Origin of the sequence: Neobacillus sp. 114 (genome assembly GCF_030127045.1) — a bacterium.
Classification (GTDB): domain Bacteria; phylum Bacillota; class Bacilli; order Bacillales; family Cytobacillaceae; genus Neobacillus; species Neobacillus rhizophilus.
In genome coordinates, this window is the sequence record NZ_CP126144.1 from 4,667,357 (window position 1) to 4,681,202 (window position 13,846).

General features: G+C 39.4%; 17 protein-coding genes. 3 read left to right on the plus strand and 14 right to left on the minus strand.

Annotation, left to right across the window (positions count from 1 at the left end; translation table 11 throughout):
- Position 1: 1 nt before the first annotated feature.
- The 9 genes from sleB to QNN06_RS22830 all read right to left on the minus strand — a co-directional run bounded on the left by sleB (position 2) and on the right by QNN06_RS22830 (position 7,878).
- On the minus strand, positions 2-757 hold the full coding sequence (gene sleB, locus QNN06_RS22790) for a spore cortex-lytic enzyme (RefSeq protein ID WP_213120343.1): 756 nt from the start codon (positions 755-757) through the stop codon (positions 2-4).
- A 204-nt stretch (positions 758-961) separates the two neighbouring features.
- The gene (prsW, locus tag QNN06_RS22795) at positions 962-1,651 is read right to left on the minus strand and encodes a glutamic-type intramembrane protease PrsW (protein WP_213120342.1); all 690 of its coding nucleotides are present in this window, start codon (positions 1,649-1,651) and stop codon (positions 962-964) included.
- 82 nt (positions 1,652-1,733) lie between these two features.
- Positions 1,734-2,690, minus strand: coding sequence for an asparaginase (locus tag QNN06_RS22800; protein ID WP_213120341.1), 957 nt, complete (start codon positions 2,688-2,690; stop codon positions 1,734-1,736).
- Between the two features lie 7 nt (positions 2,691-2,697).
- Positions 2,698-3,669: a YpdA family putative bacillithiol disulfide reductase gene (locus QNN06_RS22805; RefSeq protein ID WP_217033555.1), complete on the minus strand. Its 972-nt coding sequence runs from the start codon at positions 3,667-3,669 to the stop codon at positions 2,698-2,700.
- A 104-nt stretch (positions 3,670-3,773) separates the two neighbouring features.
- Positions 3,774-5,051: a Glu/Leu/Phe/Val family dehydrogenase gene (locus QNN06_RS22810; RefSeq protein ID WP_213120339.1), complete on the minus strand. Its 1,278-nt coding sequence runs from the start codon at positions 5,049-5,051 to the stop codon at positions 3,774-3,776.
- Between the two features lie 226 nt (positions 5,052-5,277).
- Entirely contained in the window at positions 5,278-5,859 is a 582-nt protein-coding gene (locus tag QNN06_RS22815; RefSeq protein WP_284035996.1) for an adaptor protein MecA, read from the minus strand.
- 152 nt (positions 5,860-6,011) lie between these two features.
- Positions 6,012-6,794 (minus strand): metallophosphoesterase, encoded by a 783-nt coding sequence (locus QNN06_RS22820; protein ID WP_284037970.1) that lies wholly within the window; start codon positions 6,792-6,794, stop codon positions 6,012-6,014.
- A gap of 27 nt (positions 6,795-6,821) precedes the next feature.
- Positions 6,822-7,181, minus strand: a complete 360-nt coding sequence (locus tag QNN06_RS22825; protein ID WP_284035997.1) for a hypothetical protein — start codon at positions 7,179-7,181, stop codon at positions 6,822-6,824.
- Between the two features lie 64 nt (positions 7,182-7,245).
- Complete coding sequence (locus QNN06_RS22830) at positions 7,246-7,878, minus strand: CBS domain-containing protein (protein WP_213120336.1); 633 nt, start codon at positions 7,876-7,878, stop codon at positions 7,246-7,248.
- 146 nt (positions 7,879-8,024) lie between these two features.
- On the opposite strand from QNN06_RS22830, the gene QNN06_RS22835 reads away from it, so the two are divergent.
- The 3 genes from QNN06_RS22835 to QNN06_RS22845 all read left to right on the plus strand — a co-directional run bounded on the left by QNN06_RS22835 (position 8,025) and on the right by QNN06_RS22845 (position 9,260).
- Positions 8,025-8,255, plus strand: a complete 231-nt coding sequence (locus QNN06_RS22835) for a spore coat associated protein CotJA (RefSeq protein ID WP_213120335.1) — start codon at positions 8,025-8,027, stop codon at positions 8,253-8,255.
- Positions 8,252-8,512, plus strand: coding sequence for a spore coat protein CotJB (locus QNN06_RS22840; protein WP_213120334.1), 261 nt, complete (start codon positions 8,252-8,254; stop codon positions 8,510-8,512). Before QNN06_RS22835 ends, QNN06_RS22840 begins: the two co-directional genes overlap by 4 nt.
- 178 nt (positions 8,513-8,690) lie before the next feature.
- A complete protein-coding gene (locus tag QNN06_RS22845) occupies positions 8,691-9,260 on the plus strand; it encodes a manganese catalase family protein (protein ID WP_213120333.1) in 570 nt (189 codons plus the stop codon).
- 27 nt (positions 9,261-9,287) lie between these two features.
- Here QNN06_RS22845 and QNN06_RS22850 read toward each other — a convergent pair whose 3' ends face one another.
- The 5 genes from QNN06_RS22850 to QNN06_RS22870 form a co-directional block, all read right to left on the minus strand.
- Entirely contained in the window at positions 9,288-9,743 is a 456-nt protein-coding gene (locus tag QNN06_RS22850; RefSeq protein ID WP_213120332.1) for a DUF2663 family protein, read from the minus strand.
- A gap of 90 nt (positions 9,744-9,833) precedes the next feature.
- Positions 9,834-10,559, minus strand: a complete 726-nt coding sequence (locus QNN06_RS22855; protein WP_213120331.1) for a LysM peptidoglycan-binding domain-containing protein — start codon at positions 10,557-10,559, stop codon at positions 9,834-9,836.
- Positions 10,552-11,163, minus strand: coding sequence for a CPBP family intramembrane glutamic endopeptidase (locus QNN06_RS22860; RefSeq protein WP_217033563.1), 612 nt, complete (start codon positions 11,161-11,163; stop codon positions 10,552-10,554). Before QNN06_RS22860 ends, QNN06_RS22855 begins: the two co-directional genes overlap by 8 nt.
- The gene (locus tag QNN06_RS22865) at positions 11,160-12,668 is read right to left on the minus strand and encodes a RecQ family ATP-dependent DNA helicase (protein WP_213120329.1); all 1,509 of its coding nucleotides are present in this window, start codon (positions 12,666-12,668) and stop codon (positions 11,160-11,162) included. The genes QNN06_RS22860 and QNN06_RS22865 overlap by 4 nt, the downstream gene beginning before the upstream one ends.
- Positions 12,659-13,705, minus strand: a complete 1,047-nt coding sequence (locus QNN06_RS22870) for a YpbB family protein (protein WP_217033564.1) — start codon at positions 13,703-13,705, stop codon at positions 12,659-12,661. The genes QNN06_RS22865 and QNN06_RS22870 overlap by 10 nt, the downstream gene beginning before the upstream one ends.
- Positions 13,706-13,846: the final 141 nt, after the last annotated feature.

A 13,846-nucleotide genomic window follows, 5' to 3' on the forward strand; every position in this document is an offset into this window, starting at 1 on the left:
TCTACTTGCAAAAAATATGTTGGCCAATTTTTTTAATTTGCGGTCTTCCCCAGATCCATCCGCTCGTTGCCGTTGCCGGATTAAAATAATACAAGGCTTCGCCGGTAGGGTCCCAGCCATTTATCGCATCGATCACTGCTTTCTTGGAAGTTTCATTCGGGGTCAGCCAAATCTGTCCATCAGCAACTGCCGTAAATGCTCCCGGTTCAAAGATAACTCCTGAAACCGTATTTGGAAATGAAGCACTTTGTACCCTGTTTAGAATAACTGCAGCAACTGCTACCTGGCCGATATATGGTTCACCTCTCGACTCCCCATGAACGGCATTGGCCATCAAGCGGATATCATTTTGTGAAAAACCGGCCGGAGTGTTCGCAGCGGTGGGCTTTTTGGCAGGTGCTTGCGGTTTTGCATTTGGTTTTGCCGCAGAATTATTGCCCGCCTTATAGTTTTTGCTCGCCTTCACGAGTTTCGCTTTTGTATTTGGTCCTGCCATCCCATCAATCGGCAGCCCAAATTCATACTGGAAATTCCGTAATGCCCAATAGGTCCTCCAGCCGAAAACGCCATCCACCGTCCCTGTAAAAAACCCTAAATGTTTGAGCCTTTCTTGTAATTCAATGACATCGGTGCCAACCGCACCATGCTGGATTACCTGTCCCGAAAAAGCTTGAACCTGATTGGTTTTCACGAATGGTATCGGCGTTATTAAAAGGGATAAGATTAGCAGATTTATTAAAATCGGTTTCTTCAACATGGAACATTAACCCCCATTTGTAAATCTTTTTGCATTAATCCTATTTTTTGTTTAAATGGTGTTTTTATTCCAATTAAATAAAGAAAACTCGTCGATTGGCGAGCCTGTAAGGGCGAAGACAGAGGCGTAGTTGCACTTATGCGTTAAGAAAGTATAAAATTTGGAAAAATTTTATACTTTCTTATTAGCTGAAAAAACCCAACATCAATGATGAAGGGTCTTTTTAAGTGAATATTGTTTTTTAAAATGGTTAGCACTTAACAATTTCGCTTTTTTCACTTTTCTAAGTCCAAACCACCATAGAAAGATCATGAAAGGAAAAATGATAAGCAGCCAATTTTCTAAAGATAGCAGGATTAAATCGTAGAAGCCGTGCAGAACAAATGGGAGTAACAACGACAAAGCAAGCCATTTCGCTTTATTGCCTTCGGTAAACTTTGCCTTGCCAAAATAAAATCCCATTATAACCCCAAAAAGTGCATGACTGGAGACCGGAAGCAGCGCCCGGGTTACGGCATGTTCAATGCCGTTAGCAATCAGGTAAAAAATATTCTCAACGGTAGCAAAACCAAGGGAAACTGCCGCACCATAGACAATTCCATCAAATGGTTCATCAAATTCAACATGTTGATAAATGGCATAAAAAACAATAAACCATTTAAAAAATTCCTCAAGAAAACCGGTACTGATAAATGCGTTAATCATGCTTGAATCAAGTAATTGCTCTGTCTTTAGGACATGCTGGATAAACATAATCGGAAATACCAACAGCGCACCATACAAAAATGTTCTAAGAACAAGGGGAATAGGCTCAGATTCATATTCATCTTTTAAATAAAAATAACTTAGCAAGGCCAAGCCGGGAGCGATCCCGGCAGATAAGATTCCCAGCATGATGAACCTCTTTTCAACTCCATTTTCTTAAGTCTAACATGGAAATGACGTAAGGAAAATGAAAGATTTATTCCAGCTTCCATTAATATTGAATATTTTCTAGGCCGCTTGCTAGCGAAACAGCAAGTTTAATTCTTGCCTTTTTGGAGTCATTATCGCTGCCAAGGATGACTCCCTTTTTATAAAGATCATAGGCACTGCCCTCGTAATCATAGGTTGTGTAAACTGAACCCTCTTCAGCACTGGTGGTAACGACCATCTTAATTCCAGCTTTTATTGACAGTTCTATTTCTTCCATCATTTTAGGGGCAACCTGGCCTCGCCCCACCCCCTCGAGGATGATTCCTTTTACTCCCGCTTCTCTTGCAGCCTTAATAAATTTTCCATCGGCACCAATATAGCATTTAATGATCTCAACCTGGGGGATAGCTGTAAGAACCTTATAAAATTCCCGTTTTATAGGCTTTTGATAAATATGAACCTGGTCGTTATCAATGATTCCTAGATAGCCAAATCCAAAGGAGTTAAACCCCTGAATATTGGATGCGTGTTCCTTCTTGACGTATCTTGCTGCAAAAATCCGCTCATTAAAAACGACAACTGCCCCGGCATCATGCAAATCTTTAGAACAAGCTGAATAGATGGCATGCCTAAGGTTAATGTAGACATCACTCCCCAAATCTTCTGGGGAACGCTGTGATCCGGTTACTACAACTGGACGGGAATCAGCAATTGTCAAATCAAGGAAGTAGGCTGTTTCTTCCATTGTATCTGTCCCGTGTGTGACGACCACTCCACAAACAGTATCATCTTTAAAATAGCCCTCAATTTTTGATTTTAATAAAAGTAAATCGTCAAAAGTGATATGAATACTAGCTTTTTGAAAGACAGATTCAACAATGACTTCAATATCATTCGGCAATTGGCACATAGCGGCCAGTTCTTCACCCGTTAAAGCACCAGATGCAAGTTTTCCAGAATCTTTATTTGGCTTGCTTGCAATTGTACCGCCTGTAGTTAACAAAACAACCTTTTTCATAGTAATATCACCCTTTTGATTCTTTCTCTAAGATGGAACTCGCAATTTGTCCGCCATGAAATCTTCCATTTTCGATAAAGATTTCATTTGCATTGTTGCCGGCCGCTAATACCCCTGCGATATAAATCCCCTCTACGTTTGTTTCCATCGTTTCAGGGTTAAAAATCGGCCTTCCTGATTCTTGGTCGATTATCACTCCCATATTTTTTATGAATTGATGGTCTGGGTGGTAGCCAGTCATAGCAAACACAAAGTCATTTTTTATGGTCTTTTCTTGGCCTTCTTTTACATAGATGACCTCATTTTCAGTTATTTCTTTGACATTTGCATTAAACTCCATGTGGATGACTCCATTCCGGACCAAGGATTCAAATTCCGGAAGAATCCACGGCTTGATACTTGGAGAATATTCATTTCCACGATATAAAACAGTTACTCTCGCACCCGCCTTTACAAGCTCTATGGACGCATCTACACTGGAATTTTTTCCGCCTATAACACAGACATCCTGGTCAAAATAGGGATGCGCTTCTTTAAAATAATGAAACACTTTAGGCAGATCCTCACCATGTACCTTCATAAAATTGGGGTTATCATAGTAGCCGGTGGCTATGACAACATATTTGGCACGATAAGTATTCTTTTCTGTTACAACTGTAAACAATTGATTGTCTTTTGTCACTTGCGTCACTTTTTCAAAGGGATTAATACGAAGCTTTTTTCTTTTTGCAACCTCTCTATAATAGACTAGAGCTTGATTTCTTTTTGGTTTATAATTTTCGGTTAGAAAAGCGACATCACCAATTTCCAATTTTTCACTGGTACTAAAAAAGGTTTGATGTGTTGGATAGTTATATAAAGAGTTTACAATGTTGCCCTTTTCGATGATAAGCGGGCTTTTCCCTATTTCCTGTAAGGCGATCCCAGCCGCCATTCCGCACGGTCCCCCGCCAATAATAATTACGTCTTCTATTTGCACAATGGAACACTCCTTAAAACATTCATGCATCTGTTTTAATATATAGAAAAAACTCCTACCTGTTAATGATAGGAGTTTTTTCTATATATTTCAATGGTAACAACTTAAATCCAACCCCTGAAGCGGCTTGCTTCAGCCATTTTTCTTACACCAACCATGTAAGCAGCAAGACGCATATCGACACGACGAGTTTGGGCTGTATCATATATATTGTTAAAGGATTTGACCATCACTTTTTCAAGCTTTTCTTCTACTTCTTCCTCAGACCAATAGTAACCTTGGTTATTTTGCACCCATTCAAAATACGAAACAGTTACTCCACCTGCAGAGGCTAATACGTCAGGTACAAGAAGAATTCCGCGCTCGGTTAGAATTTCCGTAGCTTCTAATGTAGTAGGTCCGTTTGCGGCCTCAACTACGATGCCGGCACGAATATTGTGGGCATTCTCTTCGGTAATTTGGTTCTCAATTGCTGCCGGAACGAGAATGTCACATTCCAATTCAAGCAGTTCCTTATTGGTAATAGTGTTATTGAAAAGCTTTGTTACTGTTCCAAAACTGTCCCTTCGGTCGAGCAGGTAATCGATATCTAGTCCATTCGGATCATAAAGTGCACCGTAGGCATCTGAAATCCCTACTACTTTGGCACCTGCATCATGCATGAATTTTGACAAGTAGCTGCCAGCGTTGCCGAAACCTTGGACAACGACTCTAGCTCCCTCAATATTGATGCCTCTCTTTTTCGCTGCCTCGCGGATACAAATAGTGACCCCTTTTGCTGTTGCCGACTCACGACCATGGGAACCGCCAAGTACAAGCGGTTTGCCAGTGATAAAACCAGGATTGTTAAATTCATCAATCCGGCTGTACTCGTCCATCATCCAGGCCATTATTTGCGAGTTTGTAAATACGTCAGGAGCAGGAATATCTTTTGTTGGGCCGACAATTTGGCTGATTGCCCTTACATATCCGCGGCTTAATCTTTCAAGCTCACGGAATGACATATCGCGCGGGTCACAGATAATCCCGCCTTTACCGCCGCCATATGGAAGATCAACGATTCCGCATTTTAAGCTCATCCAAATTGAAAGGGCTTTCACTTCTGTCTCTGTTACACCCGGATGGAAGCGAATTCCTCCCTTTGTCGGGCCTACTGCATCATTATGCTGGGCACGGTATCCAGTAAATATTTTTACAGATCCATCATCCATTCTAACTGGAATCTTGACTGTCATCATTCTTAGCGGCTCTTTTAAGAGCTCGTATACCTCTTCAGGGTAACCTAATTTTTCAAGGGCTTTATGTATAACGGTCTGTGTTGATTTTAACACATCGTGCTTACCCTCATGATTAGTCTTTTCATTACCTTTTTCGGTAGACATTTATAAACCTCCTAAGAAAATACTAAAACGATTAATGTCCGCTATCAGTCACAAGTATACACCTTTAGGCAATTAATGCAAGAACAAAAATCCACCTTTCCTTTTATATAATGTGATTATGCAAAGGCGGTCATTCGCATTTATTTGCTATTTTAAAATAACAAATAGCATTGTAAAAAAACTTAAGGAGCGGTTTAACCCCCTCCTTATTAGATATGTGTATTATTCATTTGAAATAGTGGAGAAGGGTTTCGATCGCTGCGTGACCGACGATGAGTTTTCCGTATTCCTTTAAGACATACGGACTTAATATGGATGCATTGCCAAACTCCGACATCAATGAGGCGGTAATAGAGCTTTGTTCGGTTTCTATTTTTGTCAGCAATAGAAAGTAGCGGCTGCGATATACATATAGACTCCCACCATAAATACCTAATAAGGAAAGCCGTTTCGCAAGACCGATTATATCTTCAAATTCTTCAAATTCATATAAAAAGTCCTCACAGCCCCCTACTCTTACCTGCATTTCAATTAAACCCTCATCCAATGCTTCCTCATCTTCCCGGGTATGGTCGACGGTAATAATCATGATAATTCCTTGAGCATGAAGGGAGAAAATTTCAACCGCTACCGAACCCCTTATATCAACATCGAATTCTTCACTTGCCTCTTCAAGCATATCGTGAAAGAGCTGATTCCATTTGCCGGATTCTTTCCAAATATCCTCCTTGGAAAGCCCTCTTTCAAACAAATCATCGGACGTTAAAATAATTTTTATTTTGTTTACTGCTAAGCGTTCTAAGCGCATGTTTTTGCCCCCTGCTAGACATCTCTTATGTTAGATTATGAAAGCAGAGAGGCGGTTGTGAATTGTCTCCCTTAAATGAAAACTCGCCGATTGGCGAGTTCGATAGGACGGTTCATGAGGCGTAGTAGAATTTATCCTTTCATATTAGCTAACTAAGGGGTATCGGTTCCTTTTCTGACAGTAATCAAATGGCACTGTGCCGGGGCTCCCAATCTAAGGGGGATGGCAGTTGTTCCATAACCGTTGCTAATGAAAAGCAGTGTTTTCTGAACCCTTTTTATTCCCCCTTTTTCCTCGGGACTGAATCCAAAAAGACGGATTTGACCACCGTGTGTATGCCCACTTAAAATCAGCCGGATATTCTGCTTTGGCCCAACTTTCTTGATAATATCCGGGGAATGGCTGACCAAGATTTTAAAGTGATTGGCCTCTGTTCTGTCTAAGGCCAACTCAAGCCGGTCCCTTCCTAAAGTGACATCGTCAACTCCAAGTAAAAAAATCTTTTCGCCTTGGTTTGAATGCAGGCTGACGGCTGAGTTATCCAAGACATTTATGTCAGTTTCCTGAAACACCTTATGTAACTGATGCAAATTGGCCTCATAATCGTTATTTCCCCATACAAAATAAACGGGACCGATTTGTCTTAACTTCATTAAATTGCTCCTAACTTTTTGTAAAGGCACATTTCTTTCTGTTAAATCTCCTCCTACCACAACAAAATCAGCATTTCCAATAGCTATTTGAATGACTTTTTCAGAAATTGTCCGTTTATGAATATCGGAGATAAAAAAGATGGAGATCCTTCCAAAGGAATCAGGAAAATCCGGAAAAAGCAATTCATGACGGACCACATCATTTAAAAAGGCCTCTCGCAACATATATAAAAGGAGACATAATCCAATGATGAGAATAATAAGCAAGATAATAGGGATGATACCCATTTGACATACCCCTTTAAAACTTTAAGATTCTAATGAAATGGTACCATAAACGATACTTAAACAAAAAAAGACAAGTGCCTGCTCCCAGCCAAATTGAAAAAGAATCAAAAATACCATTACTAGAATCACCAATTCAAACATCTTCAAGAGGAGAAGATGTTTCTTTCGTGCATCTCTTAACATATGTATGAATTCCTTTATTAGACCACCCGAAAGAAGCACACCAAAAAACAGGGCTAAGGAGGCAGCCAAAAACTCAAAAGGATGTGTAATCAGACCGATAAAAAAATCAGCCAATACAAATGGTTGCGGTATCCAAATCCAATTACTGAATAAATAGCCGAACAAAAATATAAACAGAATCCTCCCTACTTCAATCATTCAAAAAATCCCCCCCATAACAATGTATGAGAGGGATTGGTATTATTTCCACGGTTCAATATTTTTACACTTCTTCAATGCTTAAAATACGGAAGCCATGTTCTTCAAGCTTTCTCGTAAATTTATCAATGTTATCTTTCTTTTCAATTTTCATGACAATTCTTCGGACCAGCTTATCTGTTTCGTCAAAGGTGACCAGCGAAATGATATGCTCGTGAAAATGATGGGCGATTTCCGATAAGCGGGCGATCCGTCCTTCAGTCTCAACTGATGTAAACGCAATCCTCACCCCGGGGCGATTGACTCCAAAAGCACTCTCAAAGAAGCTCAGAACATCTGAGCGAGTTATCACCCCTAGAAAATTACGATTCTCATCTACTACTGCAAGCAGAGGAAAATCTTTTAAATCAAGCATCGTCCTTTCGAATAGTTCCGCACCTTCTAAAAACATTTCTTGGTGGGTAGCAATGTCTTTCACACTCGTCGTTGTTAAATATTCTTCCTTTGTTTTATTGGAAAGAAAATAATTTTCATAAATCCCATATCTGGTCACTACACCGACATATTTATTACCTTGCAAAACAGGAAGGCCATCAATTTGCTGAGCTTCTAATCGATCCAAGGCTGCTTTAAGTGTTTCGTTTTCCTGTGCTGTAATACAGTCATGCTTTGGAATCATCATATTTTTTACGAACATTTTCCTATCACCTCTAAGGTTAATACTTCAACTACATTATAATTCTATGTCAGCGTTCAAAAACCTTTCATTTATTAAACTTTTATGTCATGTCATAAGAATATTATCATATGATTAACTGATGCTGAAATAAAGGGAGGGTTTCCATGAACACTCATCTCAAGACCTATCATCCGTATGTAAGTCCTTTCGACCCCTGTAAGCCGATGCTTGAAAAAAAATATTCCACACCGCCTCATTTATATATGGGTTTTCAACCGCCAAATCTCCCACAATTTTCTCCATTTGAGGCTCTTAAAGCAGGTACGCTTTGGAAAGATTTCTATGATCCCTGGTACGGCCCCAATGAAATAGCAGAAGGGGGTATCCCTTCATGAAGCAAGTTCCTGCCGAGTATTATCAATTGATGGAACAGCTCCAAGCCGTCGACTTTGTCCTAGTCGAGCTCACTTTGTATTTAGATACCCACAATGATGATCTTGAAGCGATAAACCAATTTAACCATTATGTAAAGGAAAGAAAGAGAATAAAAAAAGCCTTTGAAAGCCAATTTGGTCCCCTTCAGCAGTTTGGCAACAGCTACTCGGGCCATCCTTGGAATTGGGACGATTCACCTTGGCCTTGGCAGATTTAAAAGCGGAAGCGCCCGTTTAGCGGCGTATGGCCTGGAGCGCTTCGACTGAGATAAAGGAAACACGAAGAGCGATAGCGCATTCGTGCTTGACTTATCGTAGGGAGAAGAGCGAAGGACACTAGCCGTTGGGCGCTGGAGCTGGATAGTGTTAGATGTTCAAAGGGAGGGATAAAGGAAAATGTGGATATATGAAAAGAAACTGCAATATCCTGTCCGTGTCAGCACCTGCAACCCGATGTTAGCCAAATTTTTGATAGAACAATATGGCGGTGCAGATGGAGAGCTTGCTGCAGCGCTCCGATATTTGAACCAACGATATACGATTCCAGACAAAGTCATCGGACTTTTGACAGATATCGGAACAGAAGAGTTTGCTCACTTGGAAATGATTGCCACTATGGTCTACAAGCTTACAAAAGACGCTACTGTTGAACAAATGAAGGCAGCAGGGCTTGACGGGCACTATGCCGATCATGATAAAGCCCTATTTTACCATAATGCCGCAGGAATTCCTTTTACCACTCAGTATATCCAAGCTAAAGGTGACCCAATCGCCGACCTTTATGAAGACATTGCTGCAGAAGAGAAAGCACGGGCAACTTACCAATGGATTATCAATATGAGCGATGACCCCGACATAAATGACGGTCTTCGTTTCCTACGGGAAAGAGAAATCATCCACTCCCAACGCTTCCGCGAAGCGGTCGAAATTTTAAAAGAAGAAAAAGGAAAGAAGAAGATTTTTTAATAAGGAAGAGGCAGAGATTCTGCTTCTTTATTTTTTTTCATGATATAGATTGATATCGTAATTTTTTTTCATCATTGCAAAAACGATATGGCGGTTTTTCCACTCTTCTTCCTTCTTCCAAAAATCTTTACTACGGTCAGCAATCTCAGCCCTCAATTCCTGGTATTCCTTCTCCTTCTTATCCTTTTGCTGCTTCAAAATATTCATTGAACCGTACCCAATGATCGTAATCGCCATTAAAAATATGATAACCGAATCATTTAACGAAGCAGAAAACATGGCAAAAAAGGAATAAGAATAATATTTCGCAATGGCAAAATAAAAATAACAAAAAAAGACGGCAGCCATTAAAAGAGTCGAATAGATAGAAAGATAATGTAACTTTTCTGCTTTATCAAATTTTCCCTTCTTTTTCCGGACATTTTCTAGAACCTGCTTGGTCGCTTCATCCGTATGCTCAAGCTCCCTTATTGGAGAATCCATATCCATCCCTCCATTTCTCCATTAATAAATATGAACTTGTCCGCAAACTTATGATTTAAAAAAACAAAAAACCGACCTAAAAACGATCGGTTAGTTGCTAATCGGGATTTTTAATACCTGACCAACATAGATTTCGTCGTTGGACATGTTGTTTGCTTTTTTTATGATATCCATCCCTTTTTGCGATTTATAATACTTCATCGAAATACTAAATAATGTTTCTTTCTGCTGAACCTTATGACGAATGATCTTCTGTTGTACTGGTTCGCTTTTACTTGTATCCGTTTGTGATGGTTGATTCTGAGTCTGCACTGGTGCATTATTGCTGGCAGCCCCTTGAGGTGAAACAGGACTTTCCGTGGACACATTTTTTTCCGTATTGGCAGTCGGCTGTTCTTCGGCAGGTGGAGTTATAGAGGTGCCCGCTTCTACACTTTCCGGATTATTCGTCGCCTCAACTCCATCGGCATTTACGGATTGTTCCTCCTCCACTTTATCAGCCTCTTCTGAAGTTGATTTTTTTAGATTAATAGTTTCATAGCCAACAGGATCGGTTGAGGCTTTTTTAGAGCCATTTATTTGTTTTCCATCAAGATAAGAAATAACACTGAAAATAATCACAGGAAGAAGAATAAAGAATAATACCAGGATCCGAATAACCGGATATTTTATTTTCCATTTTACCTTTTTCTTTTTTTCCCGATGGACCAGTTCCCTTGGCGGCAATTCATCCTTCACGTCAATATTTTCATTCACCTTTTGTATTCGTTGTTTTAATCTTTCGGCTTGCTCTCTATAAGGCTCTTCTCTATTCATGAAGCCCTCCCCCTCCTTGCTGATCATCTGCCGAAGAATGTTTATACTTTATAAAAATACCTAATAAGAAATCGATAATAAAGTGCATCATAATGGTGACAGCCAGATTATTTGTCGATTCATAGACTGCCCCAATAACAAAACTAAGCGTGATAATGTTGATAAATAAAAACACATTAAACAGGTAGCGGTAATGGATTACCGCAAAGATAAGGCTAGCCAGAATAAGCCCGACCTTCGTTTGGATGATCCCTCTAAATAATAATTCCTCGCTAAAGGAAACAAACGCGGCAATAATAAAAATATGGAATATATTTCTTTTCCGGAAGATCCGTTCATTTAAGCCGCCATCATCATAAAAAGATGCAGGCAGCCACTTCATTAGAATTAAGTCAATGATGACAACAGCTATCCCCAATGGCACGCCTATGGAAATAATCTTAACATCTCTTGCATCGATTGTTTTCAAAAAAGAGAAATGGTCAAATAGGAGCAATCCTAAAATGAGTGAGATCACAAGCAATATGACCTGTGTCATATATAAGTGAAAAAGTAAATCTTTATCAGTTAAGCTGCTAATTAGTTCATTATATTTCTTTTTCATTCCCTCAACTCGCTATTAAGTAATAATCCGGCCAGGTATTCTTTCCATTCAATTTTCCCTAAATGATTCTTCCTCAATTTATGGGAGGCTGAATAGTTTTTTTCGTCAATTCCGCAAATATCACAGCATTGCTCAATTCTGCTTGTCACCTGTTCCTCAAAATAATTCAAAAGGAATTCGCGACGGCATCGATTTGACAGAATCCATTGTAACATTTGGTAAATATTTTTTTTCTTCATTGTTATGCGTTCATTAACAAATTCTTTAATGCTTTCTTTGCAGTCAAGAAGAGAACTTTTTTCTTTGGCTTCTTTCCGAAGAAGATTCTCCACTAATCTCCACTGAACCTCAGAAAAACCTCCTCTTTCCTGGGTGCCCTGATTGAATTGAAGTGCATCGCCTTTTATTCCGTGTCCAATTTCCAATTCATGAAACAGCCAGTCAATTTGCTGTTCCGACGGGAGTTCGCTTTCGGCAAGCTGAAAAGGCAGCTGTTCATCTCCAGGTGAATATAAAAGATAGGCGATACTCGCCAGACCATCACGTCCTGCCCGGCCAATCTCCTGAAGATAGGACTCGATTTGCATCGGCATATGAAAATGAATAATAAATCTGATATTTTCCTTATTCACTCCCATCCCGAATGCACTTGTGGCACATATAACATCTAGCTGGTTATGAATAAATTGTTGCTGGATTAATATTCTTGTATCCTGATCCAATCCCCCGTGGTAAGCACTTGCGTTGCAATTATTCTTTTCCTCTAGCAATAAAGCCATTTGTTCGGCCATTTTTTTGCTTGAAAAGTAAATGATACCAGGTTTTTCAAGCTTTGCAGCAAGTTCCAAAACCCGGTCTGTCTTTTTCTGATAACCTTCTATTTCCTCTATCCATATGGCTATATTAGGCCTGTCAATTGTCGATTCCACTTTTACAGCATCCTCTATGCCTAATGATTGGATAATATCCTTCCGGACCTTTCTTGTAGCTGTTGCGGTAAGAGCTAGTGTAAGGGGGCACCCTAAGCTTTTCCTTATTTCACCCAATTTGGAGTAATCCGGCCGAAAATCATACCCCCATTGAGAAATGCAATGCGCTTCATCCACTACAAATAAGGAGATGGCAAGGTTCCGAAGCTTTTGTAGGATGAAAGAGGACTGAAGCATCTCCGGTGATATAAAGATAAACTTATAGTCCTGCAGCCGGTCTAGAACATAATTTTTTTCCTCCAAGGAAAGAAAGGAGTTTAAAGCAACAACCCTTTTCTCACCCAAACGGCCTAATTGTTCCACTTGATCTTGCATAAGGGATAGAAGCGGGGAAACGATTAATATCGATCCATCAAAAACATAACCAGGAAGCTGGTAGCATAGGGATTTGCCCGTTCCAGTCGGGAGCATGGCCAGGGTATGTTGTCCATTTAAAATAGCCGAAATAGCTTCCTTTTGCCCTGTTTTAAACGATAAATAGCCAAAATGTTTTTTTAAAAGATTTTCTAATTCCATTGCCGGTCACCATACTTCGCCAGCACTAACCTAATTTGAAAATAACTGGCACGGCTGACTTTTTCCTTTATTAATTTTAATTGCTTTGTGGCGGCTTGATTGGCAATTTGCAAAATTTCCAGCTGTAATTCTTTATCAACAAAAGCATCAATTGAAAACCGGTCTATTTGCAACGCAAATTCCACTAAATGATCTTCTATTGTGCTTGTTTTTAAATTTCTGTTTTTGGCTATCATCTCTATCGAATACCCCTGCGATAGCAATTTCCATGTTTTTCTCGCCGTAATGGTTAATTCATCCCCATGCTCCAAGCCCTTTAGTAGATGGGTTAATATCGGAAAATTAGCTCCCCTTGTTTCTATTTTTTCAATCAAATAATGTAGGGTATTAGTAAATGTAAGATGATATTCGTAAACATTAACATTCATTTTTTTGGATGCTTGCTGAGCGGTTAATCCTATTTGCCGGAATCCAGTTAAACGGAAGACAATCATAGACGGATCAATTCCCTTCCCATCTTCGAAGCATTCATTCAATTCTTCATATAATTTTTCGCCAATTTCGTTTCTTAAGAGATGGCTTTCTTTTAGAACAGCTTTAACCCAGAACAGAACCTTCTTATTTTTTTGAATCGGTATATAGCTTGATTCCTGATTAATGAGGTTAGATACTACCTGCACTAATAAAGAGAGCCGTTCCCAAAATATGGTGGTCACATGGTGATAACGCCAGCCATTGAGAAAGATTGGAATACCGATATTTTTCAAGCGCTGCTCACCTGAAGAACTGAGCAGGTATTTTTGCTCACCTTGCTCAATGATCCACCCGTTATCCCTCATACAATGAATGATCTCTTCAAAGGAGTCTCTTGCCAGCGGTTCAAGTACTCCAAATAATCTTTTTAACGAATATAAATGAATATCCTGAATGGTTTGCGACGATTTCTTTCCTTTTAAAATGTGGTAAACAGAATAAATAGTTCTTTCGTTATTAATTTTTTTCAAACAATAAAGAATAACTGATTCTACCCATTCCATTTTAGACTCACCACTTATCCTAATTCGACAAAAACAGTTAAATTTTATTATATTTTAACATGAAACAGGTATTGTGTTGTCCAAAAATGTGGAAGTTTAAGAAATAATGGGACTAAAGGTACCAAAATCAAATTTCTATTG

Coding starts and splice junctions, on each gene's coding strand:
- QNN06_RS22835 (WP_213120335.1), top strand. CDS start 8,025: ATGAACACTCATCTCAAGACCTATCATCCGTATGTAAGTCCTTTCGAC.
- QNN06_RS22830 (WP_213120336.1), bottom strand. CDS start 7,878: ATGTTCGTAAAAAATATGATGATTCCAAAGCATGACTGTATTACAGCA.
- QNN06_RS22825 (WP_284035997.1), bottom strand. CDS start 7,181: ATGATTGAAGTAGGGAGGATTCTGTTTATATTTTTGTTCGGCTATTTA.
- QNN06_RS22800 (WP_213120341.1), bottom strand. CDS start 2,690: ATGAAAAAGGTTGTTTTGTTAACTACAGGCGGTACAATTGCAAGCAAG.
- prsW (WP_213120342.1), bottom strand. CDS start 1,651: ATGCTGGGAATCTTATCTGCCGGGATCGCTCCCGGCTTGGCCTTGCTA.
- QNN06_RS22810 (WP_213120339.1), bottom strand. CDS start 5,051: ATGTCTACCGAAAAAGGTAATGAAAAGACTAATCATGAGGGTAAGCAC.
- QNN06_RS22845 (WP_213120333.1), top strand. CDS start 8,691: ATGTGGATATATGAAAAGAAACTGCAATATCCTGTCCGTGTCAGCACC.
- QNN06_RS22815 (WP_284035996.1), bottom strand. CDS start 5,859: ATGCGCTTAGAACGCTTAGCAGTAAACAAAATAAAAATTATTTTAACG.
- QNN06_RS22840 (WP_213120334.1), top strand. CDS start 8,252: ATGAAGCAAGTTCCTGCCGAGTATTATCAATTGATGGAACAGCTCCAA.
- sleB (WP_213120343.1), bottom strand. CDS start 757: ATGTTGAAGAAACCGATTTTAATAAATCTGCTAATCTTATCCCTTTTA.
- QNN06_RS22860 (WP_217033563.1), bottom strand. CDS start 11,163: ATGAAAAAGAAATATAATGAACTAATTAGCAGCTTAACTGATAAAGAT.
- QNN06_RS22870 (WP_217033564.1), bottom strand. CDS start 13,705: ATGGAATGGGTAGAATCAGTTATTCTTTATTGTTTGAAAAAAATTAAT.
- QNN06_RS22855 (WP_213120331.1), bottom strand. CDS start 10,559: ATGAATAGAGAAGAGCCTTATAGAGAGCAAGCCGAAAGATTAAAACAA.
- QNN06_RS22850 (WP_213120332.1), bottom strand. CDS start 9,743: ATGGATTCTCCAATAAGGGAGCTTGAGCATACGGATGAAGCGACCAAG.
- QNN06_RS22865 (WP_213120329.1), bottom strand. CDS start 12,668: ATGGAATTAGAAAATCTTTTAAAAAAACATTTTGGCTATTTATCGTTT.